The organism is Ruegeria sp. I3, from assembly GCF_056532525.1.
This window is the reverse complement of record NZ_JBQFNI010000002.1, coordinates 310,335-334,251: the sequence shown is the minus strand read 5'-3', so window position 1 is coordinate 334,251 and position 23,917 is coordinate 310,335. Positions and strand designations below refer to the sequence as shown.

Annotated in this window: 28 protein-coding genes and 1 tRNA gene; 17 read left to right on the top strand and 12 right to left on the bottom strand. The window is 58.3% G+C overall.

The window, feature by feature from the left end; genetic code table 11:
* Positions 1-70 precede the first annotated feature (70 nt).
* Together ACR0L9_RS06000 and ACR0L9_RS05995 are read left to right on the top strand one after the other, a co-directional pair.
* A complete protein-coding gene (locus ACR0L9_RS06000; RefSeq protein WP_170611046.1) occupies positions 71-826 on the top strand; it encodes a 3-hydroxyacyl-CoA dehydrogenase in 756 nt (251 codons plus the stop codon).
* Positions 827-836: 10 nt separating this feature from the next.
* A complete protein-coding gene (locus ACR0L9_RS05995; RefSeq protein WP_170509420.1) occupies positions 837-1,379 on the top strand; it encodes a sugar O-acetyltransferase in 543 nt (180 codons plus the stop codon).
* Between the two features lie 71 nt (positions 1,380-1,450).
* Here ACR0L9_RS05995 and ACR0L9_RS05990 read toward each other — a convergent pair whose 3' ends face one another.
* The 3 genes from ACR0L9_RS05990 to ACR0L9_RS05980 form a co-directional block, all read right to left on the bottom strand.
* On the bottom strand, positions 1,451-3,259 hold the full coding sequence (locus tag ACR0L9_RS05990; RefSeq protein ID WP_480895197.1) for an ABC-F family ATP-binding cassette domain-containing protein: 1,809 nt from the start codon (positions 3,257-3,259) through the stop codon (positions 1,451-1,453).
* 68 nt (positions 3,260-3,327) lie between these two features.
* Positions 3,328-4,062 (bottom strand): GNAT family N-acyltransferase, encoded by a 735-nt coding sequence (locus tag ACR0L9_RS05985; RefSeq protein WP_170396687.1) that lies wholly within the window; start codon positions 4,060-4,062, stop codon positions 3,328-3,330.
* Positions 4,063-4,160: 98 nt separating this feature from the next.
* The gene (locus ACR0L9_RS05980; protein WP_170396685.1) at positions 4,161-4,637 is read right to left on the bottom strand and encodes an outer membrane protein assembly factor BamE; all 477 of its coding nucleotides are present in this window, start codon (positions 4,635-4,637) and stop codon (positions 4,161-4,163) included.
* Between the two features lie 84 nt (positions 4,638-4,721).
* On the opposite strand from ACR0L9_RS05980, the gene ACR0L9_RS05975 reads away from it, so the two are divergent.
* The 8 genes from ACR0L9_RS05975 to ACR0L9_RS05940 all read left to right on the top strand — a co-directional run bounded on the left by ACR0L9_RS05975 (position 4,722) and on the right by ACR0L9_RS05940 (position 10,063).
* Positions 4,722-5,258: a YceD family protein gene (locus tag ACR0L9_RS05975; RefSeq protein ID WP_480895195.1), complete on the top strand. Its 537-nt coding sequence runs from the start codon at positions 4,722-4,724 to the stop codon at positions 5,256-5,258.
* Positions 5,259-5,463: 205 nt separating this feature from the next.
* Complete coding sequence (rpmF, locus tag ACR0L9_RS05970) at positions 5,464-5,670, top strand: 50S ribosomal protein L32 (protein WP_008756996.1); 207 nt, start codon at positions 5,464-5,466, stop codon at positions 5,668-5,670.
* A 24-nt stretch (positions 5,671-5,694) separates the two neighbouring features.
* Positions 5,695-6,780, top strand: a complete 1,086-nt coding sequence (plsX, locus tag ACR0L9_RS05965; protein WP_170396680.1) for a phosphate acyltransferase PlsX — start codon at positions 5,695-5,697, stop codon at positions 6,778-6,780.
* A gap of 24 nt (positions 6,781-6,804) precedes the next feature.
* Positions 6,805-7,776 carry a beta-ketoacyl-ACP synthase III gene (locus ACR0L9_RS05960; RefSeq protein ID WP_170406350.1) on the top strand — a complete coding sequence of 324 codons (972 nt, stop codon included), beginning with the start codon at positions 6,805-6,807 and terminating at the stop codon, positions 7,774-7,776.
* A 96-nt stretch (positions 7,777-7,872) separates the two neighbouring features.
* The gene (gene ihfA / locus ACR0L9_RS05955; RefSeq protein WP_008755922.1) at positions 7,873-8,175 is read left to right on the top strand and encodes an integration host factor subunit alpha; all 303 of its coding nucleotides are present in this window, start codon (positions 7,873-7,875) and stop codon (positions 8,173-8,175) included.
* An 18-nt stretch (positions 8,176-8,193) separates the two neighbouring features.
* Positions 8,194-8,784 (top strand): MerR family transcriptional regulator, encoded by a 591-nt coding sequence (locus ACR0L9_RS05950; protein WP_170422104.1) that lies wholly within the window; start codon positions 8,194-8,196, stop codon positions 8,782-8,784.
* Positions 8,785-8,845: 61 nt separating this feature from the next.
* Positions 8,846-8,922: transfer RNA gene (locus ACR0L9_RS05945), tRNA-Pro, on the top strand.
* Between the two features lie 61 nt (positions 8,923-8,983).
* A complete protein-coding gene (locus ACR0L9_RS05940) occupies positions 8,984-10,063 on the top strand; it encodes a 2'-deoxycytidine 5'-triphosphate deaminase (RefSeq protein WP_170611156.1) in 1,080 nt (359 codons plus the stop codon).
* Positions 10,064-10,066: 3 nt separating this feature from the next.
* On the opposite strand, the gene ACR0L9_RS05935 is transcribed toward ACR0L9_RS05940, so the two are convergent.
* The 6 genes from ACR0L9_RS05935 to argS form a co-directional block, all read right to left on the bottom strand.
* The gene (locus ACR0L9_RS05935; RefSeq protein ID WP_170396673.1) at positions 10,067-10,306 is read right to left on the bottom strand and encodes a hypothetical protein; all 240 of its coding nucleotides are present in this window, start codon (positions 10,304-10,306) and stop codon (positions 10,067-10,069) included.
* 65 nt (positions 10,307-10,371) lie between these two features.
* On the bottom strand, positions 10,372-11,022 hold the full coding sequence (gene scpB, locus ACR0L9_RS05930) for an SMC-Scp complex subunit ScpB (protein ID WP_170422113.1): 651 nt from the start codon (positions 11,020-11,022) through the stop codon (positions 10,372-10,374).
* Complete coding sequence (locus tag ACR0L9_RS05925; protein WP_170509855.1) at positions 11,015-11,809, bottom strand: segregation and condensation protein A; 795 nt, start codon at positions 11,807-11,809, stop codon at positions 11,015-11,017. The genes scpB and ACR0L9_RS05925 overlap by 8 nt, the downstream gene beginning before the upstream one ends.
* Positions 11,799-12,806, bottom strand: coding sequence for a beta-N-acetylhexosaminidase (gene nagZ / locus ACR0L9_RS05920; protein ID WP_170396666.1), 1,008 nt, complete (start codon positions 12,804-12,806; stop codon positions 11,799-11,801). The genes ACR0L9_RS05925 and nagZ overlap by 11 nt, the downstream gene beginning before the upstream one ends.
* Positions 12,803-13,894 carry an SPOR domain-containing protein gene (locus ACR0L9_RS05915; protein ID WP_480585286.1) on the bottom strand — a complete coding sequence of 364 codons (1,092 nt, stop codon included), beginning with the start codon at positions 13,892-13,894 and terminating at the stop codon, positions 12,803-12,805. Before ACR0L9_RS05915 ends, nagZ begins: the two co-directional genes overlap by 4 nt.
* A 39-nt stretch (positions 13,895-13,933) precedes the next feature.
* Complete coding sequence (argS, locus tag ACR0L9_RS05910) at positions 13,934-15,679, bottom strand: arginine--tRNA ligase (protein WP_480895192.1); 1,746 nt, start codon at positions 15,677-15,679, stop codon at positions 13,934-13,936.
* Positions 15,680-15,809: 130 nt separating this feature from the next.
* Here argS and ACR0L9_RS05905 point away from each other — a divergent pair, with 130 nt between their 5' ends.
* The gene (locus tag ACR0L9_RS05905) at positions 15,810-16,361 is read left to right on the top strand and encodes a molybdopterin-binding protein (protein WP_170422124.1); all 552 of its coding nucleotides are present in this window, start codon (positions 15,810-15,812) and stop codon (positions 16,359-16,361) included.
* On the opposite strand, the gene ACR0L9_RS05900 is transcribed toward ACR0L9_RS05905, so the two are convergent.
* The gene (locus ACR0L9_RS05900; RefSeq protein WP_480895191.1) at positions 16,343-17,500 is read right to left on the bottom strand and encodes a deoxyguanosinetriphosphate triphosphohydrolase; all 1,158 of its coding nucleotides are present in this window, start codon (positions 17,498-17,500) and stop codon (positions 16,343-16,345) included. The genes ACR0L9_RS05905 and ACR0L9_RS05900 overlap by 19 nt on opposite strands.
* 76 nt (positions 17,501-17,576) lie before the next feature.
* On the opposite strand from ACR0L9_RS05900, the gene ACR0L9_RS05895 reads away from it, so the two are divergent.
* A complete protein-coding gene (locus ACR0L9_RS05895) occupies positions 17,577-17,900 on the top strand; it encodes a HesB/IscA family protein (RefSeq protein WP_170406378.1) in 324 nt (107 codons plus the stop codon).
* A gap of 280 nt (positions 17,901-18,180) precedes the next feature.
* Positions 18,181-18,960, top strand: a complete 780-nt coding sequence (gene xth / locus ACR0L9_RS05890; RefSeq protein WP_170611073.1) for an exodeoxyribonuclease III — start codon at positions 18,181-18,183, stop codon at positions 18,958-18,960.
* Positions 18,961-18,964: 4 nt separating this feature from the next.
* On the opposite strand, the gene ACR0L9_RS05885 is transcribed toward xth, so the two are convergent.
* Both ACR0L9_RS05885 and dksA read right to left on the bottom strand, forming a co-directional pair.
* Positions 18,965-20,116 carry an FAD-dependent monooxygenase gene (locus ACR0L9_RS05885; protein ID WP_480895188.1) on the bottom strand — a complete coding sequence of 384 codons (1,152 nt, stop codon included), beginning with the start codon at positions 20,114-20,116 and terminating at the stop codon, positions 18,965-18,967.
* Positions 20,117-20,188: 72 nt separating this feature from the next.
* Entirely contained in the window at positions 20,189-20,611 is a 423-nt protein-coding gene (gene dksA / locus ACR0L9_RS05880; protein ID WP_074736317.1) for an RNA polymerase-binding protein DksA, read from the bottom strand.
* 385 nt (positions 20,612-20,996) lie between these two features.
* On the opposite strand from dksA, the gene ACR0L9_RS05875 reads away from it, so the two are divergent.
* The 4 genes from ACR0L9_RS05875 (at position 20,997) to ACR0L9_RS05860 (ending at position 23,917) form a co-directional block, all read left to right on the top strand.
* Positions 20,997-21,842, top strand: coding sequence for an AAA family ATPase (locus ACR0L9_RS05875; protein ID WP_170406386.1), 846 nt, complete (start codon positions 20,997-20,999; stop codon positions 21,840-21,842).
* Positions 21,843-21,932: 90 nt separating this feature from the next.
* Positions 21,933-22,382 (top strand): GNAT family N-acetyltransferase, encoded by a 450-nt coding sequence (locus tag ACR0L9_RS05870; RefSeq protein ID WP_170509831.1) that lies wholly within the window; start codon positions 21,933-21,935, stop codon positions 22,380-22,382.
* Entirely contained in the window at positions 22,379-23,743 is a 1,365-nt protein-coding gene (locus tag ACR0L9_RS05865; protein WP_480895186.1) for a DUF2927 domain-containing protein, read from the top strand. The genes ACR0L9_RS05870 and ACR0L9_RS05865 overlap by 4 nt, the downstream gene beginning before the upstream one ends.
* Positions 23,744-23,749: 6 nt before the next feature.
* Positions 23,750-23,917 carry a hypothetical protein gene (locus ACR0L9_RS05860; RefSeq protein ID WP_170396648.1) on the top strand — a complete coding sequence of 56 codons (168 nt, stop codon included), beginning with the start codon at positions 23,750-23,752 and terminating at the stop codon, positions 23,915-23,917.

Genomic DNA, 23,917 nt, shown 5'->3' with positions numbered 1-23,917 from the left:
AGCTGTGACTGGACAGGAGGCCATGGTTGGGATTATCTGAACAAGTGTTCAGATCAGGAAGGAACCCGCCATGCAACTCTCAACCACAGCTGCGGTGATCACCGGCGGAGCCTCCGGCCTGGGTGAAGCCACAGCCCGTCACTTTGCCGAGAACGGCGCGCAGGTCACAATCCTTGACCGCGACGCCGAGCGTGGCCCGCAGGTCGCGGCTGAAATCGGCGGACATTTCGCACAAACCGATGTGACGGATGAGGCCTCGGTCGCTTCAGCGATTGCACATGCGATGGACAAGATGGGTCGCATCACCGCCGCCGTGAACTGCGCCGGGATCGCGATCGGAGCCAAAACGGTTGGCAAAGACGGCCCCCACCCTCTGGAGGCGTTCCAGCGTACCATCGACATCAATCTGGTCGGCTCCTTCAACGTCTCGCGTCTTGCTGCCGCAGAGATGGCAAAGAATGATCCTGAACCAGATGGCGCGCGCGGCGTGATTATTAACACCGCCTCCATCGCCGCCTTTGACGGGCAAAAAGGTCAGGCGGCCTATGCAGCCTCGAAAGGCGGCGTGGTCGGCATGACCCTACCCATGGCGCGCGATCTGGCCTCGACTGGTATCCGTGTGATGGCCATCGCACCGGGCATCTTCATGACCCCGATGCTGGCTGGTCTGCCCGAAGAGGTGCAGCAACAGCTTGCGGCGGACGTCCCCAACCCTGCTCGCCTCGGCGACCCGCGCGAATACGGTCGTCTGGCCGGGTTCATCGTCGAGATGGGCTACCTGAACGGAGAGGTCATCCGCATCGACGGTGCCCTGCGGATGCGCTAAGACGGGTTTCATGACCGAGCGGCAGAAAATGGCGGCAGGCGAGTGGTATTGCTGCCTCGACCCCGAACTGGAAGTGCTTCGTATGAAAGCACGCCGCGCGGTCCATGCCCACAACACCTGCCCGCCCGACGACCGAGGGGCTATAGCTCCCGAATTGGCGGCGCTCTTTGCGGGGATCGGGCAAGATTGCTATTTCGAGGCCCCGTTTCACTGCGCTTATGGAATGAACCTGTCGCTGGGCGACCGGGTGTATCTGAATGCGGGCTGTGTCATTCTCGACACCGCGCCTGTTCGCATCGGCAGTGACTCGATGCTCGGCCCCACGGTGCAGATCTATTGCGCCCAACACGCCAAAGACCCAGTCCTGCGCGCACAGGGTCTGGAAATCGACCACCCGGTGACAATCGGCGAAAACGTCTGGATCGGCGGTGGCGCGATCATCATGCCCGGCGTCACGATCGGAGACCGCGCCATCGTCGGTGCAGGCAGCGTCGTCACGAAGGACGTCCCCGCCGGAGCAACTGTTGTCGGCAACCCCGCCCGTCCCATTTGAGCACGCGCAAACCGGTGCATAGGTTTGTACAACTCAGACAATCTAGTCGATTGAAGTTGTACAACTCGGACTCAACCGGCTTCGGCCTTCTCTTCAAGCATCAGCCACTCTTCCTCAGCCGCTGACAGTTTTTCCTGCCGTTCGACCAGGGCATCGGTTGCCTTCTGGAACTTGATCGGTTCGCGTGTGAACAGCTCAGGATCAGACATCAGTTCTTCGAGCTTGGCGATCTCGGCTTCAAGGCGCGCGATCTCTGCTGGTAGCTTCTCAAGTCGGTGTTTCTCCGAAAATGAAAGCCCCGCCTTCTGCTTCGTCTCTTGCTTTATTTTAGGCTTTGAAGACCTTGCTTTTTCTTCCTTTTTCGCATCCACATCACCTCGCTGAGCGATGTAATCGGACCAACCACCAGCATAGACGGTCGCGCGCCCGTTGCCCTCCATGGCGATGGTTGTGGTCGCAACCCGATCCAGAAAATCCCGATCGTGGCTAACGAGCAGCACCGTGCCATCATAGTCGTCCAGCAATTCCTGCAGCAGATCCAGCGTTTCAACATCCAAGTCGTTCGTCGGTTCGTCCAGCACCAGCAGGTTCGATGTTTTCGCCATCAGTTTCGCCAACAGCAACCGGGCTTTTTCCCCTCCGGACAATGACTTAACAGCCGCTCTTGCCTGCGCATCATCAAACAGAAACTCTTTGAGATAGCCCACCACATGCTTGGGCTGCCCGCCGACCATCACCTGATCGGCCTTGCCCGAGACCCGCATCTCGGGATCGCCGGTCAAGCTGTCCCACAGGCTCATTTCCGGGTCCAGCTGTGCCCTCGCCTGATCGAACACGGCGATCTCAAGGTTAGTACCCAGCACCACCGAACCCTTGTCCGGTTCGACCTGACCCAGCAGCATTTTCAGCAACGTGGTCTTGCCCACACCGTTCGGCCCAACAAAGGCCACACGGTCGCCTCGCTGAACCAGAAGATCGAAATTGCGCACGATCTGCTGAGAGTCAAATGCCTTTGAAACGCCATTGGCCTCGATGACCTTGCGGCCTGATTTCGGACCGGATTCCAACGTCATGGCAGCCGATCCCTGACGTTTGATCTGCGCTGCACGCTCGGCGCGCAAGGCTTGTAGCGCCCGAACACGACCCTGATTGCGCTTGCGGCGGGCGCTGATACCCTCGACGGCCCATCGCGACTCGGACTTGATCAAGCGGTTCAGCTTGTGGCGCTGCTGATCCTCCTCTTCCCAGACCTTATCCCTCCAGCTTTCAAAGGCCGCAAAGCCCTGTTCCTGCCGCCGCACAACTCCGCGATCGATCCACAGCGTCGCACGGGTCAACGCACGCAGGAATGCGCGATCATGCGAGATCAGAACATAGGCTGCACGGGTCGAGCCCAACTCACGCTCCAACCACGCTATCGCCTCGATATCCAGGTGGTTCGTCGGTTCGTCCAGCAACATCAGGTCCGGCGCTTCGGCCATCAGCTTGGCCAAGGCGGCGCGTCGCCTTTCCCCACCCGAAGCGGTTTCGACCGCGCGCTCAGGGTCGAATTTCAGCCCTTCGCCCGCGCGTTCGACCTTATACAGCTCACCCGGTTCCAACCCGCTTGAGGCATAGTCTCCAAGCGTCGCGAATCCTTGCATTCCGGGATCCTGCTCCATGTAACCCACTGATTTACCAGGAGGGATGACGATTTCACCCTGATCGGCCTCGACCAGCCCGGCCATCACTTTCATCAAAGTGGATTTGCCAGACCCGTTCCGCCCGACCAGCGCGACGCGATCACCGGGTTGAACCACAAGGTCCAGATCGGAAAACACCGGATCACCCCCGAACGTCAGAGAGATACCGGACATCTGCAATAAAGGAATTCTCGCCATACCCGCCAGCTAAACCGGCCAAAGCAAGGCGTCAACGCCCCAACTTCACCTTTTCCCAGATACTCAAATCACCCTGCCACCGCCCGCAGCAACCGTTTACGAGCTGGGGGAATTGCTCCGATTTCAAGGCCGGTGAACACATGCAGGGTGTTCATGTGCCTGTCTACCACCGCATGATCGCTGACCCACCCCCCCATCATCAGATAGGTACGCAACAAGGGCGGCATCCTAAGCATCGCCTGTTTTACATCGGGGCGTCGGCGCAAACGCGCCGCAAAGCGAAACACATCCGGCGCCTTGACTCGCGGCAACCATCGCCTTGGTGCCAGATGTCGGTGTTTGAGCATCGCAAAAGCGTCAAGATATTCGGCAGTTTCTGTTCCAGCGAATGACGAACAACCAAACAGCATTTCGATCCCGTTCTGATCGACATACGCCGTCATTGCGCCCCACGCGACACGCAAGATATCCGGATCATTGTAGTCCGGGTGGATACAGAACCGACCCATCTCGACCATCGGTCCCGTAAAATCGCATAGCGCCGACAGGTCATAGAACTGTGCCGAGTAGCTGAGTCCGATTTCAAAGCCGCCCTGCATTGTTAGCATACGGAAACAGCACACCAACGCCCCACCGGCCTGCAGATCTTCGACCAGAACATGGGCGCAGCGTTCGTCAAAAGCATCACAATCCTGACCATCAGTAGCAAAGGTCAGCATCCTCAGCGTCTGCGCCGCCGCCACGTCTTGCTCGGTTTGCGCCAAGCGGGCGCGATATCGGCCCTTGTCCAACAAAACCGCCATGGTCGCATCCTCCTGCGGTTGCTGACCGGTCACATCTGTCTGGTCCTTACTACAGAATGTGTGACTGTCCTGTGACCACTGCAAGAGAATTGGTCGCTTTAGTTGTTTGCGCCAGGAATATTTGCCGGGTTGAAGTTGCCGATGTTACCCAGAAGCTGACGCAGGAAGCCTTTGTCTTCCACGTTGGAATCGGTCACGCGACGATCCAGCACGATGACATAGCCGTCTTCCAGGCCGAACCGCTCGATATTACGAACGACACCGCGCTGATCAAAGCTGATCGCGACCAGTTCACGTGAAACGACCTCGGGTCGTTTGGGCCCATAATGACGGACGCGCGAGGCGACATAGTAATAGCCCGAATCCCGCACCACGCCCGCCGAGCTGGGCGCGCCGATGGTTTCTTCAACACTATCGCGGGTATCGACGCCGACCTTGATTTTGGCCAGATCCTCTGGCGGAGGCACGTAGCCGTGATTCTTGAAGATTGGTGAACATGCGCCCGCGACCGCCAGACAGGCCGCAAAGACAAGCGTTTTCGACGCTGGTTTCAACCTGTTCAAACCCTTCAACATGCACATCCTCTTGCCATGGCCCCTTGCGGACCCTATCCGATTACAGAAACCAAGGCTCCGGTTCAACACAGGAAAACCTCACGAATGAGCAACCAGACATCTTTACGCGTTGCAGACCTGCCGCAAAACGCTCCGACCCCGTTTGAGTTGCGCCCGACCGGCGAGGCGCTGGAGGCCATAAAACAAGAGCTCGGCCTGCTTGGCCTGCGCAAGCTCAGCTTTGTCGGCGAATTGCGCGCGCAGGGCAAACGGGATTGGACGCTTTCAGGCAAGCTGGGCGCAACGGTGATCCAACCTTGTGTCGTGACGTTGGAACCTGTGACCACACGCATCGACACCCTGGTGAGTCGCATCTTTGTGGCCGATTGGAGCGATCCAGAAGAGCCCGAGTTCGAAATCCCCGAGGATGACGAGACCGAACCGCTTGGCCCCGAGATCGATCCTGCGCTGATCATGGTTGAAGCGCTGTCGCTGGCCCTGCCCCAATATCCACGGAAGGATGGAGTCGAGCTGGGCCAGATAGACTATACCGAACCGGGCAAACAGGCCCTCACAGATGAGGATGTAAAACCCTTCGCTGGTTTGGCGGGGCTGCGGGATGCGATGAAAAAAGACGAGTGACAGGCGAGGGATTTCCTGTCATAGCAGGCCGTCAGAAAAACCGCTTGAACATGACGAGAATCGCAGTATTTTCGCGCGCTCATTGGAATTTGGGTTGGACATTGCGGGGCAAGCCCCTTAAACGCGCGTCAAACCACGAGAAAACAAAGTACGTAACCCGGCTGACAGCGATTCTGTCAGCCCATATCAGACAAAGGTTGAGACCATGGCCGTCCAACAGAACAAAGTTTCCAAGTCGCGTCGCAACAACCGCCGCGCACACGACGCTCTGGTTGCTGCAAACCCGAACGAATGCCCGAACTGCGGCGAGCTGAAGCGCCCACACCACGTTTGCGCATCTTGCGGCCACTATGACGATCGTGAAGTCGTCGCTCAGGCCGACGAAATCGACCTGGACGAAGACGCGGCCTAAGCCTGATTGGACGCAGGCCAAGGCATGACGGATCAGCCCACGCAGACCGGACGGATCATCATCTCGGTTGACGCTATGGGCGGAGATTCGGGCCCTGCCGTCGTTGTGGCGGGCATTGCGAAATCTGCGGACAAGAACCCGAAGATCGGGTTCATCCTGCACGGTCAGGAACAGGAACTACGCAAGCTGGTTGCCAAACGGCGTGTCCTTGATGGGCGCGTCGTTTTTCGTGATTGCCCGGACGTGGTCACGATGGAAGACAAACCAAGCCAGGTTGTCCGCAGCGGCAAGAGCACATCGATGTGGTCCGCTCTGGAAGCGGTGCGTGCAGGTGAAGCGCACGGCGCGGTGTCCTGCGGCAATACGGGCGCGCTGATGGCCATGTCCATGTTGCGGCTGCGCAAGCTGCCCGGCGTGAACCGCCCTGCCATCGCGATCCTGTGGCCCTCGCGCAATCCGCATGGGTTCAACGTGATGCTGGACGTCGGCGCAGATGTGCGCGCTGATGCCAAGGACCTTTTGCAATACGCGCTGATGGGGGCTTCATACGCGCGCAACGGTATGGCGCTCAGCCGCCCTCGGATCGGGTTGCTGAATGTCGGCACCGAAGAACACAAGGGCCGCGCCGAACTGAAAGAAGCCCACGCGATGATCTCGGACTTTGCCGATCAGGCGAATTTCGAATTCGTGGGCTTTGTCGAAGGCAGCGATATCCCCGGCGACAAAGCTGACGTGATCGTGACCGACGGCTTCACTGGAAATGTCGCCATTAAAACCGGCGAAGGGACCGCGAACCTTATCGGTGATTTGCTTCGTGAAGCGTTCAAATACTCGCCCCTATCCCGGCTGGCCTCGATCCTGGCAATCACCTCGTTGAATCGTCTGAAAAAGCGGATAGACCCGCGCCGCGTCAATGGCGGCGTGTTCTTGGGACTCAACGGAACCGTGGTGAAATCCCACGGCGGAGCGGACGCAACCGGCGTTTCCGCAGCGGTTAAGCTGGCCTTCACTCTGGCTGAATCCGGTTTCGCCGAAAAATTGGCGGCACGGGTTGCATCAACAGCCGCACTTGCACAAGATGCGGCCCATTCCGTGTCTCAATCGGAATAATAACAAAAAAGGCAGTACCCCAGCATGGCAGGCCGCTCAGTTGTTGTAGGTGTCGGGCATTATTTGCCAGAGCGCGTTGTACCGAACTCTGAGTTCGAGAAAACGCTGGATACGACGGACGAATGGATTCGCACCCGGTCCGGGATCGAGCGGCGACACTTTGCGGCCGAGGACGAAACCACTTCCGATCTAGCCACCAAAGCGGCCGAAGCCGCACTGGCTGATGCCGGACTGACGGCGGATGATATCGACGCGATTGTACTGGCAACCTCCACAGCTGATTTGACCTTTCCTTCGGCGGCAACCATGGTACAGGCCCGGTTGGGCATGACCAAAGGTTTTGCCTTCGATGTACAGGCGGTCTGCGCAGGGTTTGTCTTTGCGCTCAGCAACGCCAACGCCCTGATCCTGTCCGGTCAGGCCAAGCGCGTACTGGTGATCGGCGCCGAGACCTTTTCACGAATCATGGACTGGACCGACCGGTCGACCTGCGTGCTGTTTGGCGATGGCGCGGGCGCACTGGTTCTGGAAGAGCAAGAGGGTCAGGGCACTTCGGATGATCGCGGTATTCTTGCGACCGACTTGAATTCGGACGGACGCTACAAAGACCTTCTCTATGTTGATGGCGGGGTTTCGACCCAATCCACCGGCCACTTGCGGATGCAGGGCAATCAGGTCTTCCGTCATGCGGTCGAGAAACTGGCCCGAACCGCAGAAGTCGCGCTGGAGCGTGCAGGTCTGTCCAGCGACGATGTTGACTGGATCGTGCCGCATCAGGCCAATATCCGCATTATTCAGGGCACCGCCAAGAAGATGGGCCTGCCGATGGATAACGTTGTGGTCACCGTTCAGGACCATGGCAACACATCGGCAGCCTCAATCCCTCTGGCCCTGTCGGTGGGCAAGCAAAACGGCCAGATCAAAACCGGCGATCTGATCGTTACAGAGGCGATTGGTGGCGGTCTGGCCTGGGGTGCGGTCGCACTGCGTTGGTGACCGGCACAATCCGGCTTACAGAGCCTCCTGCAATTCATTGATATTGACAGCGAATTTTGCATAGCCATATGCTCAGACATCAACAGGGGAAAAAGCATGGGCGACAAAACACTGACCCGAATGGATCTGAGCGAGGCCGTCTTTCGTGAGGTTGGCCTGTCACGCAATGAAAGCGCACAGCTGGTCGAAAGCGTTCTGAACCACATGTCTGACGCGCTGGTGCGTGGCGAACAGGTCAAGATTTCGTCCTTCGGCACCTTCAGCGTTCGGGACAAAACTGCCCGTATCGGTCGCAACCCTAAAACCGGTGAAGAGGTTCCGATCCAGCCCCGTCGTGTACTGACATTCCGTCCGTCGCACCTGATGAAGGATCGCGTCGCCGCAGGGAACCGCAAGTAAGTTCAGGACATCCAGGTTATGAGTAAGTCCCCCGATGCCTTTCGCACCATAAGTGAAGTTGCGGACTGGCTCGGAGTTCAGGCTCATGTGCTGCGTTTCTGGGAAAGCCGATTTACCCAAGTCAAACCCGTCAAACGCGCCGGTGGGCGGCGATATTATCGCCCCAATGATATGCGCCTGCTGGGCGGTATCAAGAAACTGCTACACGAGGACGGGATTACCATCAAAGGTGTTCAGCGTATCCTTCGGGAACAGGGCGTTGCGCATGTTGCATCGCTGTCACCTAGCCTGGACGAAAACGCGCCCGCACCCAGCATCGACGATACTGTGGTTCCGTTCGCTTCAGCGCCGGAACCATCCGCAAACCAGATCGACATGGATTTGGGCGAACCCGCCCATTCCCCTGCCCCAGAGGCTCCGAAACCCGTCGCAACCCCCGAACCCAAACCGATACCGGCTGAGCTGGATGCAGCGCCGCTGATGGGTGGTATTGCCTCGCTGGCATGGAATCGTGACGAGTATGACGATGAGCTGTTGCACCAGATTGCACCCATCGCCAAGGACCTGCGCAGGTGGCTGGATCGCGTCGAACACCACACGGCGGGATAGCAAAAAAGGCGATGATTTCCTCTTGCCCCCGCCGGGAAAGTCTTTATGAACACCTCAACGTCGGGCTATGGCGCAGCCTGGTAGCGCGTCCGTCTGGGGGACGGAAGGTCGCAGGTTCGAGTCCTGCTAGCCCGACCAAATCACACCGACGTTTATGGCACATAGGCCAGATCCCGCTCTGGCAGCAGAGGGGATCGAGATGACAGGTGTTTGCCCAAACCAACAGCTTGAGGCGATGATTGCACGCGGTGAGATCACCGCCAGCCCGGACATCATCCCTGCACAGGTGCAGCCGGCAAGCCTTGATCTACGTTTGGGAACAGTGGCTTACCGGGTGCGCGCGTCCTTTCTGGCGGGCGAAGGACGGTCTGTCGCAGACCGGCTGGCCGAGTTTGAGATGCACCGCATCGACATCACTGAAGGCGCTGTTCTGGAAAAGGGCTGTGTCTATCTGGTGCCGCTAATGGAATCGCTCGCCCTGCCCGATGACGTCAGTGCGGTGGCCAATGCCAAAAGCTCGACCGGGCGGCTCGACTTGCTCACGCGCACGATCACCGATGGCGGAACCGAGTTTGATCGGGTTCCCGCAGGCTACACAGGTCCGCTTTATGCCGAGATCTGCCCGCGATCGTTCTCGGTTCTGGTGCGCCCCGGAATGCGTCTGAATCAGATCCGTTTCCGCAAAGGTCAGGCGGTACTCAGCGACGCCGAGCTGACCGCGTTGCATGGTCAAACGCCGTTGGTTGATGGGCCAGCCGTCATTCAGGACGGGTTGGGGTTTTCGGTCGATCTGCAACTGCCCGATACCGATCTGGTCGGCTATCGCGCCAAGCCCCATACCGGGGTGATCGATCTGGATCGGATCGGCGAATACGACCCGCAGGAATACTGGGAAGAGGTGCATACCAAGGACGGTCGCATCATCCTCGACCCCGGCGCGTTCTACATTCTCGTCAGCCGCGAAGCGGTGCATATCCCGCCAATGTATGCTGCTGAAATGGCCCCATATCTCGCTATGGTCGGCGAGTTCCGGGTACATTACGCCGGATTCTTTGACCCGGGCTTTGGACATGCCGAAGCAGGCGGCGCTGGATCACGCGGGGTGCTGGAAGTGCGCTGCCACGAAGCGCCATTTGTGTTGGAACACGGACAAGTCGTCGGGCGCCTGGTTTATGAGAAGATGGCCGAAATGCCGACACAGCTATATGGTGCTGGGATTGCTTCGAACTATCAGGGTCAAGGCCTGAAACTGTCCAAGCATTTCAAAGCTGTGGGCTGAGTTTCAGAACTTCATGAACCGACGCATCTGACGCGACACCTGCCGCATCTGCTTTGCGCTTTGATTTTGGCGCTTGGTCGCATCGCGCATCTGGCGATCCGCCTCGGGGCCATTCTCAACATCAGACTGACCCGGTTTGCGGCCCACCTTGCTGGCCATATCAATACCCTTGTCCACACCGTGGTTCACCAGGCGACGCATCACCCGGCGCACGATCATATCGATGATCCGATTGGCATTCATTGGCTCAACTCCGTTATGTGCACCCTAGGATAGGTGCGATCTGCGGCAATAAAAGGGCCGTCCGATCACTCTTCTTCGAACAGCTCGGTTTGATCTTCGTCCTCGTCATCACCCTTTCCTTCGCCCAGCGGCACAGCACCAGGGGGTGGGCGATTCTCCAACAGTCCGGCTGCGCGTAACTCCTTCAGGCCCGGCAGGTCACGGGCGTTTTCCAGCCCGAAATGATCCAGAAACTCAGGCGTTACGACGAATGTCACCGGACGGCCTGGTGTCATGCGACGGCGGCCCAGTCGGATCCACTCCATCTCAAGCAGTTGATCAATGGTGCCGCGCGAAACGGACACGCCCCGGATTTCCTCAATCTCGGCGCGGGTGCAGGGCTGGTGATAAGCCACGATCGCCAGCGTTTCGATGGCCGCCCGGCTAAGCTTGCGGGTCTCGACAGTTTCCTTCTGCATCAGGAAGCCAAGATCGGGGGCTGTGCGGATCGCCCAAGCCTCACCAACGCGCACCACACGCACCCCGCGCCCTTCGTACCGTTTCTGAAGCGATTCAACAGCTTGCGCGGCATTGCTGCCATGGGGCATCCGCGCTTCAAGATCACCAATCGTCACCGGCTCGGCGCTGGCAAACAGCACGGCCTCGACCATACGTTCCTGTTCCGCCAAGGGCGGCGCTTCGAACAGTGTGCCTGTCTCTTCGTTGGCGTCAGTCACGTGTCTCAGTCCTCTTACGCAGATGGATCGGCGCAAAGGTCTCGCTTTGCTTGATCTCCATATGTCCTTCTTTCACCAGCTCAAGCGAGGCTGCGAAGGTTGCAGCCGTGGCAGAGCGTCGCCGAACCGGATCAGCATCCCAGCCTTCGGGCAGGTAGGTCTCCATATCCGTCCACGCACCGGCAAAGCCTATTAGGGGTCGCATTCGCTCAAGCGCTTGTTCCATGGTGAAAACGGCGTCGCGGTCCATGACGAAGGGGCGGAACTCGTCGCGCGTGCGGATACGCGCATAGCCCTGCATCAGGTCCAGTAGTGTGGCGGAATAGGTCACGGTGCGGATACGCGTAACATCCTCACCCTGCCCGCGTTTGAAAAAATCTCGGCCCAATTGATCACGCGCCATCAGGCGCGCAGCGGCATCGCGCATGGCCTGCAAGCGTTCCAATTGGAACGCGAGGTGCGCGGCGAGTTCTTCACCCGAAGGACCCTCATCATCCGGGTCCGGAGGCAGCAGCAAGCGGGATTTCAGAAAGGCCAGCCAGGCCGCCATCACCAGATAGTCGGCGGCCAGTTCGATCCTCAACTGACGCGCTTTTTCGACAAAGGTCAGATACTGTTGCGCTAACGCCAGAACCGAGATTTTGCGCAAGTCCACTTTTTGCGTACGCGAAAGTGTCAAAAGCACATCGAGCGGACCCTCAAACCCGTCGACGTCCACAATCAAAGCCTCGGCGGCCAGCCGATCGGCAACCGAGACCGGGTCTTCGCTGAAAAGGTTATCCTGCATATACCTGCCCGCCCATTAGGGCAGATAGTTCCGCCTCGGCGGCTTGGATGTCAAGTTCCTGTGGCGGCTGGCGTCGAGCCAACGCCCGATCTGCGCGGGCTTGTGCCGCATCCGACATCTCACCAGCGGCTTCGAGCACCTTAGCACGCTCTTCAAAGGCCCCGTTGCAGTGCAAAGTAACATCGCATCCAGCGTCCAGTGCCTGTCGGGCCAAGTCGGCGGGCGCGCCGTTCAGGGCTTTCATCGTGATATCGTCGGTCATAATCAGACCGTCGAAACCGATGCGCTCCCTAATCAAAGTCATCATTCCAGCAGAAATCGTTGCGGGCCGTGGATCGATCTGGTCATAAACCAAATGCGCCGTCATCCCCATCGGCAAGTCGTTCAGCGCGCGGAATGGTGCAAAATCTGCTGCTTCCAGTGCACTTAGAGAAAGATCCACATGCGGCAACTCGTGATGACTGTCGAGCGTCGACAGACCGTGGCCGGGCATGTGCTTTACTACCGGCAACACTCCGCCATCAAAGTGTCCGTTGGCAACGGCTCGACCAATCGCGGAAACCTTTTCGGGATCAGACCCATAGCAGCGGTTCTTCAGGAACGCATGAGTACCCTCGCGGGCCAGATCGACCATCGGCGCACAATTGCTGTCGATGCCCAATCCCAGCAGTTCATGCGCGATCAGACGATAGCGCAGATACATCGCGCGCTCGGCCTGATCTCCGGCATGCGCGACATGATCCAAAGGGGGCAACCATTCACGGGCTAAAGGTGCGCGCAGACGTTGTACGCGGCCACCTTCCTGATCGACTGTGATTAGGCAATTTCGGCCAACCGCCTCGCGGAAGTCCTCGCACAAGGCGCGGGTCTGGTCAGCGGATTCGATGTTGCGGGCAAACAGAATGAACCCGAACGGGTTCATCTCTTTGAACAAAGCTTTTTCATCCGGCGTCAGGCGCAGCCCTTCGGCATCGGTGATAACCGCGCCAAATCTCACCGGACGGCGACCGGGATACAGTCTGCACCCTGCGCGACTAGGGCCGCGCAAAACTGGCGCGAGTCGCTCAGATCATCAAACCCCATGACACGCAGGCGATAGAAGGTTCGTCCTCCGCTTGAGGTCTTCTGTATAACACGCTGTTTTCCATCCATATATTCCCCAAATCGGCCATTCAAACGAGCCCATTCGGCCTGCGCCACATCGGCGCTTTCGTATGCCCCAAGCTGAGCAAGTCGCGTGCCTTTGGTCAATGTATCGGGATCAACATCCAGACCAACAGCAGCCTTTACTGCAGCATTGATCGCAGCTTCCGTAGCGCTGTTGGACGAAATAGAACTTGGCGTAGCGCGGGCTGGACGCACATGCGGACGCAGCGACCGGCGCACACCAGGCAGTGCAGCAATCTTAGGGTCGGGCTGTTGCGCTGCGTAATCAGCCGGATCAATCGCGGGCTCGTCTTCGGGCGTGACCAGGGAAGCCAATTGCACGCCCTGCTCAGGCGCCTGTTCGGGCAAAGGTTCGGCGGCGAGCCCTTCGGCCAGAGCGTTCACGATCGCCTGATCAGTGGCAGGTTCCTCAATCACTTGCACTGCATTTGTGGCCTCAAGCGCGGTCATGGGCGTGTCTTCATCAGTCAGAGACACGGGACGCGGTGCGAGGATCAGACGATCTGCCGGCGGTGCAGCAGTCCCGACAGCGGCAACTGCATTCACCGCTAGGCCCTGATGATCAGCAGGCGTCCCGCCGGGATTTTCGGGCTGCACGCGCATGGGTCCTTCGGCGGCACGCACGACCGGTACCCCGCTGACGTCGCGCATGATCAGTTGGTAGCCCCAAACGCCGACTCCGGCGACCAGCGCCAAAGACGCAACCGCCCCAAGCACGTTGACAATACGGCCCAGCCCAGCGCCTGCGCGCGGGGCGTCATCATAGCTATAGCTTTCATCAGGATAATCATACGCATCTTCAGGATGCGATTGATTCGAGTAATGCATCTGCTCGGGGCTATGCTGCCCCGAGTAATCGTAACGTGCCATTTCCGCCTCACCGCCCGATTGCGCCGTAAAAAGTGGCGCGCGGGTCATTTCTTGTCTGCCTCAGACCGGCGGTTCGGGCGATATTTGTTATCGCATCTCCTGCGCCGGGGTAACGCCAAGAATACCCAAGCCCGCTGAAATCACAACAGAAACAGCCCGGGCCAGTGCGATTTTCGATTGGCTTGTGGCAACATCGCCATCCTGAATGAAGCGCAACTGGGTTTCGTCATTGCCCTTGTTCCACAGCGCGTGGAAATCTCCTGCCAATTCATAGAGATAGAAGGCAACCCGGTGCGGTTCATTTGTGCGAGCGGCGATTTCAACCAGACGTGGCCATTCTGCCAGCTTCTTGGCAACGGTCAGCTCAGAGGCGTGGTCGATCTTGCCCAGATCTGCCCCTGATAGCGTAGTATCATCGGCAGAAATCCCGGCCTCAGCGGCGCGGCGCAGCACACTCATGACGCGGGCATGGGCGTATTGGACGTAGAACACCGGGTTTTCGCGGCTTTGTTCCAGCACCTTGTCGAAATCGAAATCCAGCGGTGCGTCGTTCTTGCGGGTCAGCATCACGAAACGGGTTACATCAGGCCCGACCTGATCGACTACATCGCGCAACGTGACAAAGTTCCCTGCCCGCTTGGACATCTTGAATGGCTCGCCATTCTTCCACAACTTCACCAATTGGGTCAGCTTGATATCCAGCGGCACCTTACCATCGGAAAGGGCCGAAACCGCCGCCTTCATCCGTTTGACATAGCCGCCATGGTCCGCACCGAACACGTCGATTAGCGCGTCAAACCCACGGCTCACCTTGTCATAATGATAAGCGATATCCGGGGCGAAATAGGTCCAGCTGCCGTCCGATTTCTTGACCGGGCGGTCGACGTCATCCCCGTGTTCAGTAGATTTGAACAAGGTTTGCTCGCGCGGCTCCCAATCCTCGGGCTTCTTGCCTTTCGGCGGCTCAAGCACGCCTTCGTAGATCAGGCCCTTGTCGGTCAAAGACTGCAGCGCCGCCTCGATCCGACCCGTGCCGTAGAGCGACTTCTCTGAGAAGAACACGTCCATCTCAACGCCCAGCGCCTTCAGGTCGGCGCGGATCAGGTCCATCATCGCGTCGGTGGCAAAGTTGCGCAGCTCTTCCAGCCATTCGCTTTCCGGCTTGTCGATCAGGCTGTCGCCGTATTTCTCTTTCAGCGCTTCACCGATCGGGATCAGGTAATCGCCCGGGTACAGGCCCTCGGCGATCTCTGGGCTCAGACCATTCGCCTCGCGATACCTTTCATAGGCCGACCGCGCCAACACATCCACCTGCGCGCCGCCATCGTTGATGTAGTATTCGCGGGTCACCTCATGGCCCGAATAGGCCAGCAAGCTTGCCAGCGCATCACCGAACACAGCCCCCCGCGTGTGGCCCACATGCAGCGGGCCGGTCGGGTTGGCCGAGACATACTCCACGTTCACCTTCTGACCATATCCCATGGTCGAACGGCCATAACCGGTGCCCTTTTCCAGCACCGCAGCCAACACTCCCTGCCAAACTGAAGACGCAAGCCGCAGGTTTAGAAAGCCCGGGCCCGCCACCTCGGCGCTGGTGATCCGGTCGTCTGCAGACAGCTTGCCCGCAAGCACATCCGCAATGTCCCGCGGCTTCATCTTCGCCGGTTTCGCCAGTACCATCGCCGCATTGGTCGCCATATCGCCATGCGCCGCATCGCGCGGAGGCTCAACCGCCACGTTGTCAAAGCTCAGCCCCTCAGGCAGCGCGCCTTCGGACTGCATCTGCGCCAGCGCGTCCAGTACCAGGCCGCGGATCTCGGAAAACAGGTTCATTTCGGATGTCCTTTTGCTTGCCGCGGGGTTTACCACGCAAAGCGCCAAGGTCAATGGACGCCTAAATTTTGCGCTTGGATTAACCGCTATCAGGGCTAAGGTCGGGGAAAACCGTGACCGGAGCCCCTGAATGCGCCTTACCCTGCCCTTCGCCCTGTTGCTGACCACCGCCCTGCCCACATGGGCCGAGATGCCCTCACCTCAAGGCCACGTACTGCTGACGCTCGGTGGCGCCATCACCGAAACCAATCTGCCCGCGCGCGCTGAGAACGACGGTGGGCTGTTGGGTTTTCTCGAAGTCACACATGACGGTGCAGCAGGCTTTGACGCTGCCATGCTGGACGGGTTGGAACAGATCGAAATCACCATCCCCTACGGCCCGCCAGAGAACCAGCGCGACTATACCTTTTCCGGCCCACTGTTGTCCGACGTGATGACGATGGCAGGTGCGAGGGGCAAATCTGCTCTGCCCATGGCTATGGATGGCTATCAGGCTGAAATCCCATGGGAAAGCATCGAGACACATCAACCCATCGTGGCCACCCACGCGGATGGCGTGCCGATGGGCATTGGTAGTTACGGCCCCACGATGATCGTTTTCCCGCCCACGAATGATGCTGAACTGGCTCAAACACAAGCCAGCCAACAGGTCTGGGCCATCGCCTATATTGCGATCGAGTGATCTCCGGTAAGCCGGGCATGGTCTTGCAGCGCAAACCTGTCGGTCATGCCCGCGATATAATCCGAGACGATGCGGGCCAGCGCGGTCTCATCCTTTGCCGTCTCGATATCGACATGCCAGTGCCTGGGCATCTGTTTCGGGTCGGACAGGTAAATCGGAAACAGTTCCTCAACCACCTTGCTGACACTGGCGCGCACTTCCATCACGCTCGGTGCGCGATACATGCGCGAAAACAGTAAGGCACGGATCTGTTTGAGCTTCGCCCAAAGATCATCCGAGAATTGAATGACCGGATAACCCAGATGGCGGATATCCTCGACCGACTGCGCCCCCGAGGCCGCTATCAACGCGCGTGAGGTGTCGATAACATCCGAAACCATGACGCCAAATACCCGTCTGAGCGCCTCGTGCCGACGGCGATAAGGGTCAAGACCCGGATACTTGGCATCCACTTCGGCGAAACAGGCATCAATTATGGGAAGCTGCTGAATGTCTTCATCTCTGAACAATCCCGCCCGCAATCCGTCAAACAGATCGTGGTTGTTGTAGGCAATGTCGTCCGATAGCGCCGCGACCTGCGCCTCGGCGCTCGCATGGGTATGGAGTTCGAGGTCAAAGCCCTGGTTGCATTCGGCCAGCGCCCAGGGCAGCTCGCCAGTAACCGGTCCGTTGTGTTTAGCTATTCCTTCCAGACATTCCCAGGTCAGGTTGCACCCATCAAACTCGGCGTAGTGACGCTCAAGTTTGGTTACGATCCGAATGGCCTGCGCGTTGTGATCGAAGCCACCATATGGCTCCATCAACGCATGCAGAGCATCCTCGCCCGTGTGGCCAAACGGCGTATGCCCGAGGTCGTGCGCCAACGCGACCGCTTCGGTCAATTCGCCGTTCAAGCCTAAGGCCCCGGCAATCGTTCGGGCCACCTGAGCCACTTCTATGGAATGCGTCAGGCGAGTTCGATAACTGTCGCCCTCATGCTCGACAAACACCTGAGTTTTGTGTTTGAGGCGCCTAAACGCGCTGGCATGAATAATCCTGTCACGGTCGCGCTGAAAGCATGACCGAAAACTGCTTTCCTCCTCAGGTACAAGCCGCCCCCTTGCGCGGCCTGGGTCCGAGGCAAAACCCGCTCTGTCCAAAGGTCTTGTCCTTGTCGCCTGTCGTCAGGTTCCATATATTGTACGATGCTAAGGAAATAAACCTTTGGAGACCGGCATGAATCTGCCCCCAACAGTCACAGAACGCGCCTTTGAACGCCTGGCCGAAATCGGTGCCGCAGATCAGGGCCAGGCCCTGCGTGTCGCTGTGGAGGGTGGCGGATGTTCCGGTTTTCAATACGAGATCGCCCTGGATGAGCCGAAAGAGGACGATTTGGTGCTAGAGGGCAAAGGCCAAAAGGTCATCGTCGACTCGATCTCTCTGCCGTTTCTGGAGAACGCGGTAATTGATTTCACACAGGAACTCATCGGCGCGCGCTTCGTGATTGAGAACCCCAACGCCACGTCTTCTTGCGGCTGCGGCACATCGTTCTCGATGTAGCTCCGGTGGGGGCTTTGCCCCCACACCCCCAAGGTATTTTTAGCCAGATGAAGAGGGATCCGCTCTCTGACAGTCAAAGTCAGAGAACTTCACCTGGCGCGGTCATCGGCGCCTCCGCCTGTACCGCATACTCAGTTTTGACGAATATGGTTAAGAATCCGTTTCTTGATCTGGCCCAAAATACCTCGGAGCGCGAGGCAGAGCCTCGCTTACTTGTTCGGCAACTTGCCGTTGCGTGTATTCTGCGCGATAGGTTGCCAATGGCACCGGAGGATCACGCATGAAAATCGCCACATTCAACATCAACGGTATCAAGGCACGGGCCGAGGCGTTACCTCGCTGGTTGGATGAGGCACAGCCCGATGTCGTGTTGCTGCAGGAAATCAAATCAATCGATGAGAATTTCCCCCGCGAGATTTTCGGGGAGCGTGGATATAACGTTGAAACCCACGGGCAAAAGAGCTTCAACGGCGTTGCAATCCTTTCGAAATTGCCGCTTGAGGATGTCTCCCTTGGGTTGCCCGGTGATGAAAGTGATGAGCAGGCGCGCTGGATCGAAGCCACTGTCATAGGAAAGAGAGCACTGCGCATCTGCGGATTGTATCTGCCAAATGGCAATCCGGTGCCGGGGCCGAAATATGACTACAAGCTTGAGTGGATGGAGCGCCTCTATGATCGTGCCCGCGATTTGATGGCATCAGAGGAACCCGCATTGATGGCCGGGGATTACAATATTATTCCGCAGGCCGAAGATGCCAAGCGCCCCGACGCCTGGCGCGAGGATGCGTTGTTTCGGCCCGAAAGCCGTGCAGCATTTCGCAAGATATTAAATCTGGGCTTCACCGAAGCCTTTCGCGCACGAACGCAAGGCCCCGGTCATTACTCATTCTGGGATTATCAAGCCGGTGCGTGGAACAGAAACGACGGGATCCGCATCGATCACTTTCTTCTGACGCCGCAAGCTGCAGATTTGATGCGTGATTGCAGGATCGATGCCGAAGTGAGGGGGCACGAAAAACCTTCGGACCATGTGCCGGTCTGGGTTGATCTCGACCTGTGAAAGCTTACGCGGTCGCGTCGTAGCTATAGATCCACTCGTAGCGCCGCGCCAAGCGTGGACCAACCGCCATTAAGGCGGCCTGCGCGGCCAGCCTCATTGGCCCACGAAGGTGGAAACTACGCGCATTTGCGCCTGCGGCGCCAACCACTTGCCTGGCACGCGGTCGTCGAGTGGCTTCATAGGTAGCCAATGCGCGGGCGACGCCTGAGTTGTCCTGGAACGCGCGTGTCAGGACCCAGGCATCTTCCAGTGCTAGGCAAGCTCCTTGGGCCATAAAAGGCAACGTCGGGTGCGCCGCATCCCCAAGTAAGGCCAATCGCCCATTCTGCCAGATTTGCGCCACGGGGCGCAGAAACAGCGCCCAAAGGTGAACCTCGTCAATCTTTGACAATATCTCACCAACCGGTCCGCCAAAATCGGCGAACCGGGTTCGCAGGTCGTCGGGATCACCCTGACGTCGCCAGCCTTCCTCTTGCCAGTCGGAACGCTCTTCTATGGCCACGATGTTCACGAGGCGTTGATCGCGCAGCGGGTAGGTTACCACGTGCCGGCCTGGCCCCATCGTCAAGGACGCGCATGGCAGTTCTTCTGGCTGGGTCCAGGGGATCGTTGCTCGCCAGGCAACCTGATGGGTGAACACCGGGACCTCGGGGCCATTCAAGATCGGGCGGATAGCGCTGCGCCCACCGTCTGCGGCGATCGCGCATTCCGCACGCAGCCTTTCGCCGCTTTCCAGAACGATCTCGGCTTCGCTTGGGTGTTTATGAACCGTGGCGACAGGTGCATCCAGCCGAATATCCACCCCAGAGCGCAAGGCGGCTTTGTGTAACAGGTCCAGCAGATCTGCCCGGTGATAATAGTAAGTCGACCCAGCGGCAGGGACCGGGACCCGACTGATCACGCGCCCATTACGGTAATCGCGCAGAACGGTCCCACCCGAGATTTGTCCAGCTTCCGGGACCTTACCAGCAACGCCTAGCGCACGCAGTACCGCCATCCCGTTCGCACTGATTTGCAATCCAGCACCAACTTCGGTCAGTTCTGGGGCCTGCTCCAGAACCGTCACCTGAGCACCCTGACTTCGCAGTGCGAGTGCCGCCGCCATGCCCCCAATGCCGCCGCCAATGACGCAGAAATTCAGACCATTGATATTCATGGACCTGCCATAACGCAAAAACGCCGAGGCGACAGGCCCCGGCGCAGTTGTTTTGTTGCAATTTCCCAGCGATCAATCGTCGCGGTGGACCTTTTCGCGGCGCTCGTGACGCTCTTGCGCCTCAAGCGTCATAGTCGCGATAGGACGCGCATCCAAGCGCTTGAGCGAGATCGGATCACCGGTCTTCTCGCAATATCCATACTCCCCTTCTTCGATCCGGCGCAGGGCCGAGTCGATCTTGGCCACCAGCTTGCGCTGACGATCCCGGGTGCGCAGTTCCAGCGCGCGGTCAGTCTCTTCGCTTGCGCGGTCGGCAACATCTGGAATATTTCGGGTGTTGTCTTGCAGACCTTCGATCGTATCACGGCTGCCTGCGAGTAGTTCTGTCTTCCAATCCATCAGCTTGCGGCGAAAATACTCAAGCTGGCGATCATTCATGAAAGGTTCATCTTCAGCCGGACGGTAATCTTCCGGCAGAAAAACTTCCTGCTTCATATTTGCTCCCTCGGTATGGCCTGAAACGTCGGTTGCGATTGTATTACCTGACATTCGGCACCCCCTTCTGCGGAGCGTTTATCCGACGGGGCAGAGATTGTCACTACACAAACGTATGCCTCGCCGCCGCGTCACTCCGACTGCTCTAATATTGAGACTTGTAACAACAAAACCTTGTTTTTCTGTGGTTCTCGCAAGGCGTTTTTCAGGCAGCTTCAACCCCTGCGATACCCCGCCCCGAACGAATCGCCCAAAACAGATTGGATTTACAGCCCATCCCATCCTTTCGCGACGCTGCGGCCCGGCTTGTAAATAACCTTGCCTCTCTGTAACCCGAGCAGAGCAAACCCAGCCCGCATTCCGCGGAAACCACATGAGGGGTCCCATGACCGCACGTTTTCAAGGCACCGCAGAATATGTTGCCACCGACGATCTGAACATTGCCGTGAACGCGGCCGTCACGCTGGAACGCCCGCTGCTTGTCAAGGGCGAACCCGGAACCGGCAAAACCGAGCTGGCGAAACAGGTCGCAGGCGCGCTGGGGCTGACGATGATTGAGTGGAATGTGAAATCCACAACGCGCGCGCAGCAGGGGTTGTATGAATACGATGCGGTCAGCCGTCTACGTGACAGTCAGCTAGGTGATGAGCGCGTGCATGATGTTTCGAACTACATTCGCAAGGGGAAGCTATGGCAGGCATTCGATGCGGATGAAAAGGTCGTGCTACTGATCGACGAGATCGACAAGGCTGATATCGAATTCCCCAACGATCTATTGCAAGAACTCGATAAGATGGAGTTCCACGTCTACGAGACCGGCGAGACGATCCGTGCCAAGAACCGCCCTATCGTCATAATCACGTCGAACAACGAAAAGGAGCTACCTGACGCATTCCTGCGCCGCTGCTTCTTTCACTACATCCGCTTTCCAGACGAAGCCACGATGCGCCGTATCGTCGAAGTCCATCACCCCGGCATCAAAGATGCGCTGCTAACCACCGCGCTGACCCAGTTCTACGAAATCCGCGAAACGCAGGGTTTGAAGAAAAAGCCCTCGACCTCGGAAGTGCTGGACTGGCTGAAACTGCTCTTGGCTGAGGACTTGAGCGCTGAGGACCTTAAACGCGACGGTGTGAATGCACTGCCCAAGCTACATGGTGCGCTTCTAAAAAATGAGCAGGACGTACACCTGTTTGAACGGCTGGCCTTTATGGCACGTAGCAAGCGGTGATCACAGCTTGTCATCGGTACGGTCGGGTGTCAGCATTACATCAACGAAAGACCCCGCGCCAATCGGGCCTCCAGAGCAGGAAATAATAAAATGACTAACGCCCTCACAATTCGCCCCTTGCGACCAGAAGACCGGGATCAATGGGCCGAAATGTGGCGTGACTACCTGGCATTTTATGAAACCGAAGTGCCGGATTCGACTTTCCAAAGCACCTTTGCGCGGCTCTTAGGTGATGATCCGAATGACTTTTCCTGTTTTGTCGCGGATTTGGATGGGCAACTGCTTGGACTGACCCACTACCTGTTTCATCGCCACGCCTGGAAGGAAGAAAGTGTCTGCTATCTGCAGGATCTCTATGCCCGCCCAGAAGCGCGAGGCACCGGAGTTGGGCGCGCCCTGATTGAGGCCGTCTATGAAGAAGCGGACAGGCAGAAAGCCCCCTCAGTCTATTGGCTGACGCAGGAAAACAACCATACCGCACGCAAACTCTATGACCGCATCGGCAAGTTGTCGCCGTTCCTGAAGTATCAGCGACCATGAGGCTTTTAGGCGCAACCCTACTTCTGGCGGCGCTGTCTGCCTGCACCACGGTCGACCGGATCGAGACGCCGACCCGTACCCAGGTGATTGAAGCTTCGCTGCCGCCGTCTAAATCCTTCGGCGCTGCTCGTCCAAGCCCGCCCGCCCGCTCAAACAAGAACATCGCCGCAGATTTCCTTTCGCTGCATTTCGCACTTGAGAGCGGCGCAGAGTTGCCCGTTTTCACCCGGTTTGATGGACCCATCACGGTGCGCCTGACTGGGACACCGCCACCAACGATGCAGACCGACCTGAGCCGGCTACTGACACGGTTGCAACGTGAGGCGAAGATCGACATCCGTCAGATTCCAGAGGGTCAGGCGAACATCACGATCGAGGCTGTAAGCCAGAAACAGATCCGCCGCATCCTGCCGCAGGCAGCCTGTTTCGTCGTGCCCAACTCTTCAAGTCTGGAAGAATACCGCCGTGACAGGCGCAAAAGCAAAAGCAACTGGACCGAACTGCGAAAACGTGAACGGATCGGGATATTCATCCCCTACGATGCCAGCCCACAGGAAATTCGTGACTGCCTGCATGAAGAATTGGCTCAGGCACTTGGACCTCTGAACGACCTCTATCGCCTAACCGATTCAGTATTCAACGACGACAATTTCCACACGGTTCTGACCGGATTCGACATGTTGATCCTGCGCGCAGCCTATGCGCCTGAGCTGCAAAATGGCATGACACGCGAACAGGTGGCGGCGGTTCTACCCGGCGTACTCAGCCGGCTGAACCCCAGAGGGGATCGGGTTGCGCCACAACAGGTTACTGAGACACCTCGGGCCTGGATTAACGCAGTTCAACGCGCTTTGGGGGCTGGCGCTGGTACGGCCAAACGCGTCAACGCTGCGAACGAGGCAGCGCGAATTGGTCAACAGCAAGGCTGGACCGACCACCGCCGCGCCTATCCGCATTATCTGCTGGGGCGCATGGGGCAATTCGACGACCCCGAGGCGGCGCAGCAGCAATATGAAATTGCCCTGAAATACCTGAACGCCACCCCGGGAACGGAAATTCAGCGCGCTCATATCACGGCACAAACCGCAGCATTTGCTTTGGCACAGGGTCAGGGCGCCGAGGCCCTGCCCGAATTGAACAAAGCAATCAGTGTTATGACGAAGGCCGAGAACGCCGCCCTTCTGGCCACCCTGCTGCTGCTCAAATCCGAGGCGCTGCGGCAGTCCGGTCAACTAGATCAGGCACGTCGCGTTCGGCTGGACAGTATCGGATGGGCACGTTACGGCTTCGGCTCGGATTTGGTGGTGCGCTCGGTCACACAAGACATCGCGCAGTCAGCCGCCACAAGCACGGGTGGATAACGTCACATGATAGTGGTTCTGGGCATGGCTATTCTGGGCGCGATTCTGGGCGCGTTGACAGCACGCAAACGTAACGGAAGCGGTGCGGATATGGCTCAATACGCTGCAGGTTACGGCATTGCCTTTGCGTTGGTCGGGCTGGTGATTTCACTGGTCATTGTTCGTCTGGTATAG

Excerpts from the sequence above, each read along its gene's own strand:
- ACR0L9_RS06000 (WP_170611046.1), top strand. The coding sequence starts at position 71 with ATGCAACTCTCAACCACAGCTGCGGTGATCACCGGCGGAGCCTCCGGC.
- ACR0L9_RS05995 (WP_170509420.1), top strand. The coding sequence starts at position 837 with ATGACCGAGCGGCAGAAAATGGCGGCAGGCGAGTGGTATTGCTGCCTC.
- ACR0L9_RS05990 (WP_480895197.1), bottom strand. The coding sequence starts at position 3,259 with ATGGCGAGAATTCCTTTATTGCAGATGTCCGGTATCTCTCTGACGTTC.
- ACR0L9_RS05985 (WP_170396687.1), bottom strand. The coding sequence starts at position 4,062 with ATGGCGGTTTTGTTGGACAAGGGCCGATATCGCGCCCGCTTGGCGCAA.
- ACR0L9_RS05980 (WP_170396685.1), bottom strand. The coding sequence starts at position 4,637 with ATGTTGAAGGGTTTGAACAGGTTGAAACCAGCGTCGAAAACGCTTGTC.
- ACR0L9_RS05975 (WP_480895195.1), top strand. The coding sequence starts at position 4,722 with ATGAGCAACCAGACATCTTTACGCGTTGCAGACCTGCCGCAAAACGCT.
- rpmF (WP_008756996.1), top strand. The coding sequence starts at position 5,464 with ATGGCCGTCCAACAGAACAAAGTTTCCAAGTCGCGTCGCAACAACCGC.
- plsX (WP_170396680.1), top strand. The coding sequence starts at position 5,695 with ATGACGGATCAGCCCACGCAGACCGGACGGATCATCATCTCGGTTGAC.
- ACR0L9_RS05960 (WP_170406350.1), top strand. The coding sequence starts at position 6,805 with ATGGCAGGCCGCTCAGTTGTTGTAGGTGTCGGGCATTATTTGCCAGAG.
- ihfA (WP_008755922.1), top strand. The coding sequence starts at position 7,873 with ATGGGCGACAAAACACTGACCCGAATGGATCTGAGCGAGGCCGTCTTT.
- ACR0L9_RS05950 (WP_170422104.1), top strand. The coding sequence starts at position 8,194 with ATGAGTAAGTCCCCCGATGCCTTTCGCACCATAAGTGAAGTTGCGGAC.
- ACR0L9_RS05940 (WP_170611156.1), top strand. The coding sequence starts at position 8,984 with ATGACAGGTGTTTGCCCAAACCAACAGCTTGAGGCGATGATTGCACGC.
- ACR0L9_RS05935 (WP_170396673.1), bottom strand. The coding sequence starts at position 10,306 with ATGAATGCCAATCGGATCATCGATATGATCGTGCGCCGGGTGATGCGT.
- ACR0L9_RS05925 (WP_170509855.1), bottom strand. The coding sequence starts at position 11,809 with ATGCAGGATAACCTTTTCAGCGAAGACCCGGTCTCGGTTGCCGATCGG.
- ACR0L9_RS05915 (WP_480585286.1), bottom strand. The coding sequence starts at position 13,894 with ATGACCCGCGCGCCACTTTTTACGGCGCAATCGGGCGGTGAGGCGGAA.
- argS (WP_480895192.1), bottom strand. The coding sequence starts at position 15,679 with ATGAACCTGTTTTCCGAGATCCGCGGCCTGGTACTGGACGCGCTGGCG.
- ACR0L9_RS05905 (WP_170422124.1), top strand. The coding sequence starts at position 15,810 with ATGCGCCTTACCCTGCCCTTCGCCCTGTTGCTGACCACCGCCCTGCCC.
- ACR0L9_RS05895 (WP_170406378.1), top strand. The coding sequence starts at position 17,577 with ATGAATCTGCCCCCAACAGTCACAGAACGCGCCTTTGAACGCCTGGCC.
- xth (WP_170611073.1), top strand. The coding sequence starts at position 18,181 with ATGAAAATCGCCACATTCAACATCAACGGTATCAAGGCACGGGCCGAG.
- ACR0L9_RS05885 (WP_480895188.1), bottom strand. The coding sequence starts at position 20,116 with ATGAATATCAATGGTCTGAATTTCTGCGTCATTGGCGGCGGCATTGGG.
- dksA (WP_074736317.1), bottom strand. The coding sequence starts at position 20,611 with ATGAAGCAGGAAGTTTTTCTGCCGGAAGATTACCGTCCGGCTGAAGAT.
- ACR0L9_RS05875 (WP_170406386.1), top strand. The coding sequence starts at position 20,997 with ATGACCGCACGTTTTCAAGGCACCGCAGAATATGTTGCCACCGACGAT.
- ACR0L9_RS05870 (WP_170509831.1), top strand. The coding sequence starts at position 21,933 with ATGACTAACGCCCTCACAATTCGCCCCTTGCGACCAGAAGACCGGGAT.
- ACR0L9_RS05865 (WP_480895186.1), top strand. The coding sequence starts at position 22,379 with ATGAGGCTTTTAGGCGCAACCCTACTTCTGGCGGCGCTGTCTGCCTGC.
- ACR0L9_RS05860 (WP_170396648.1), top strand. The coding sequence starts at position 23,750 with ATGATAGTGGTTCTGGGCATGGCTATTCTGGGCGCGATTCTGGGCGCG.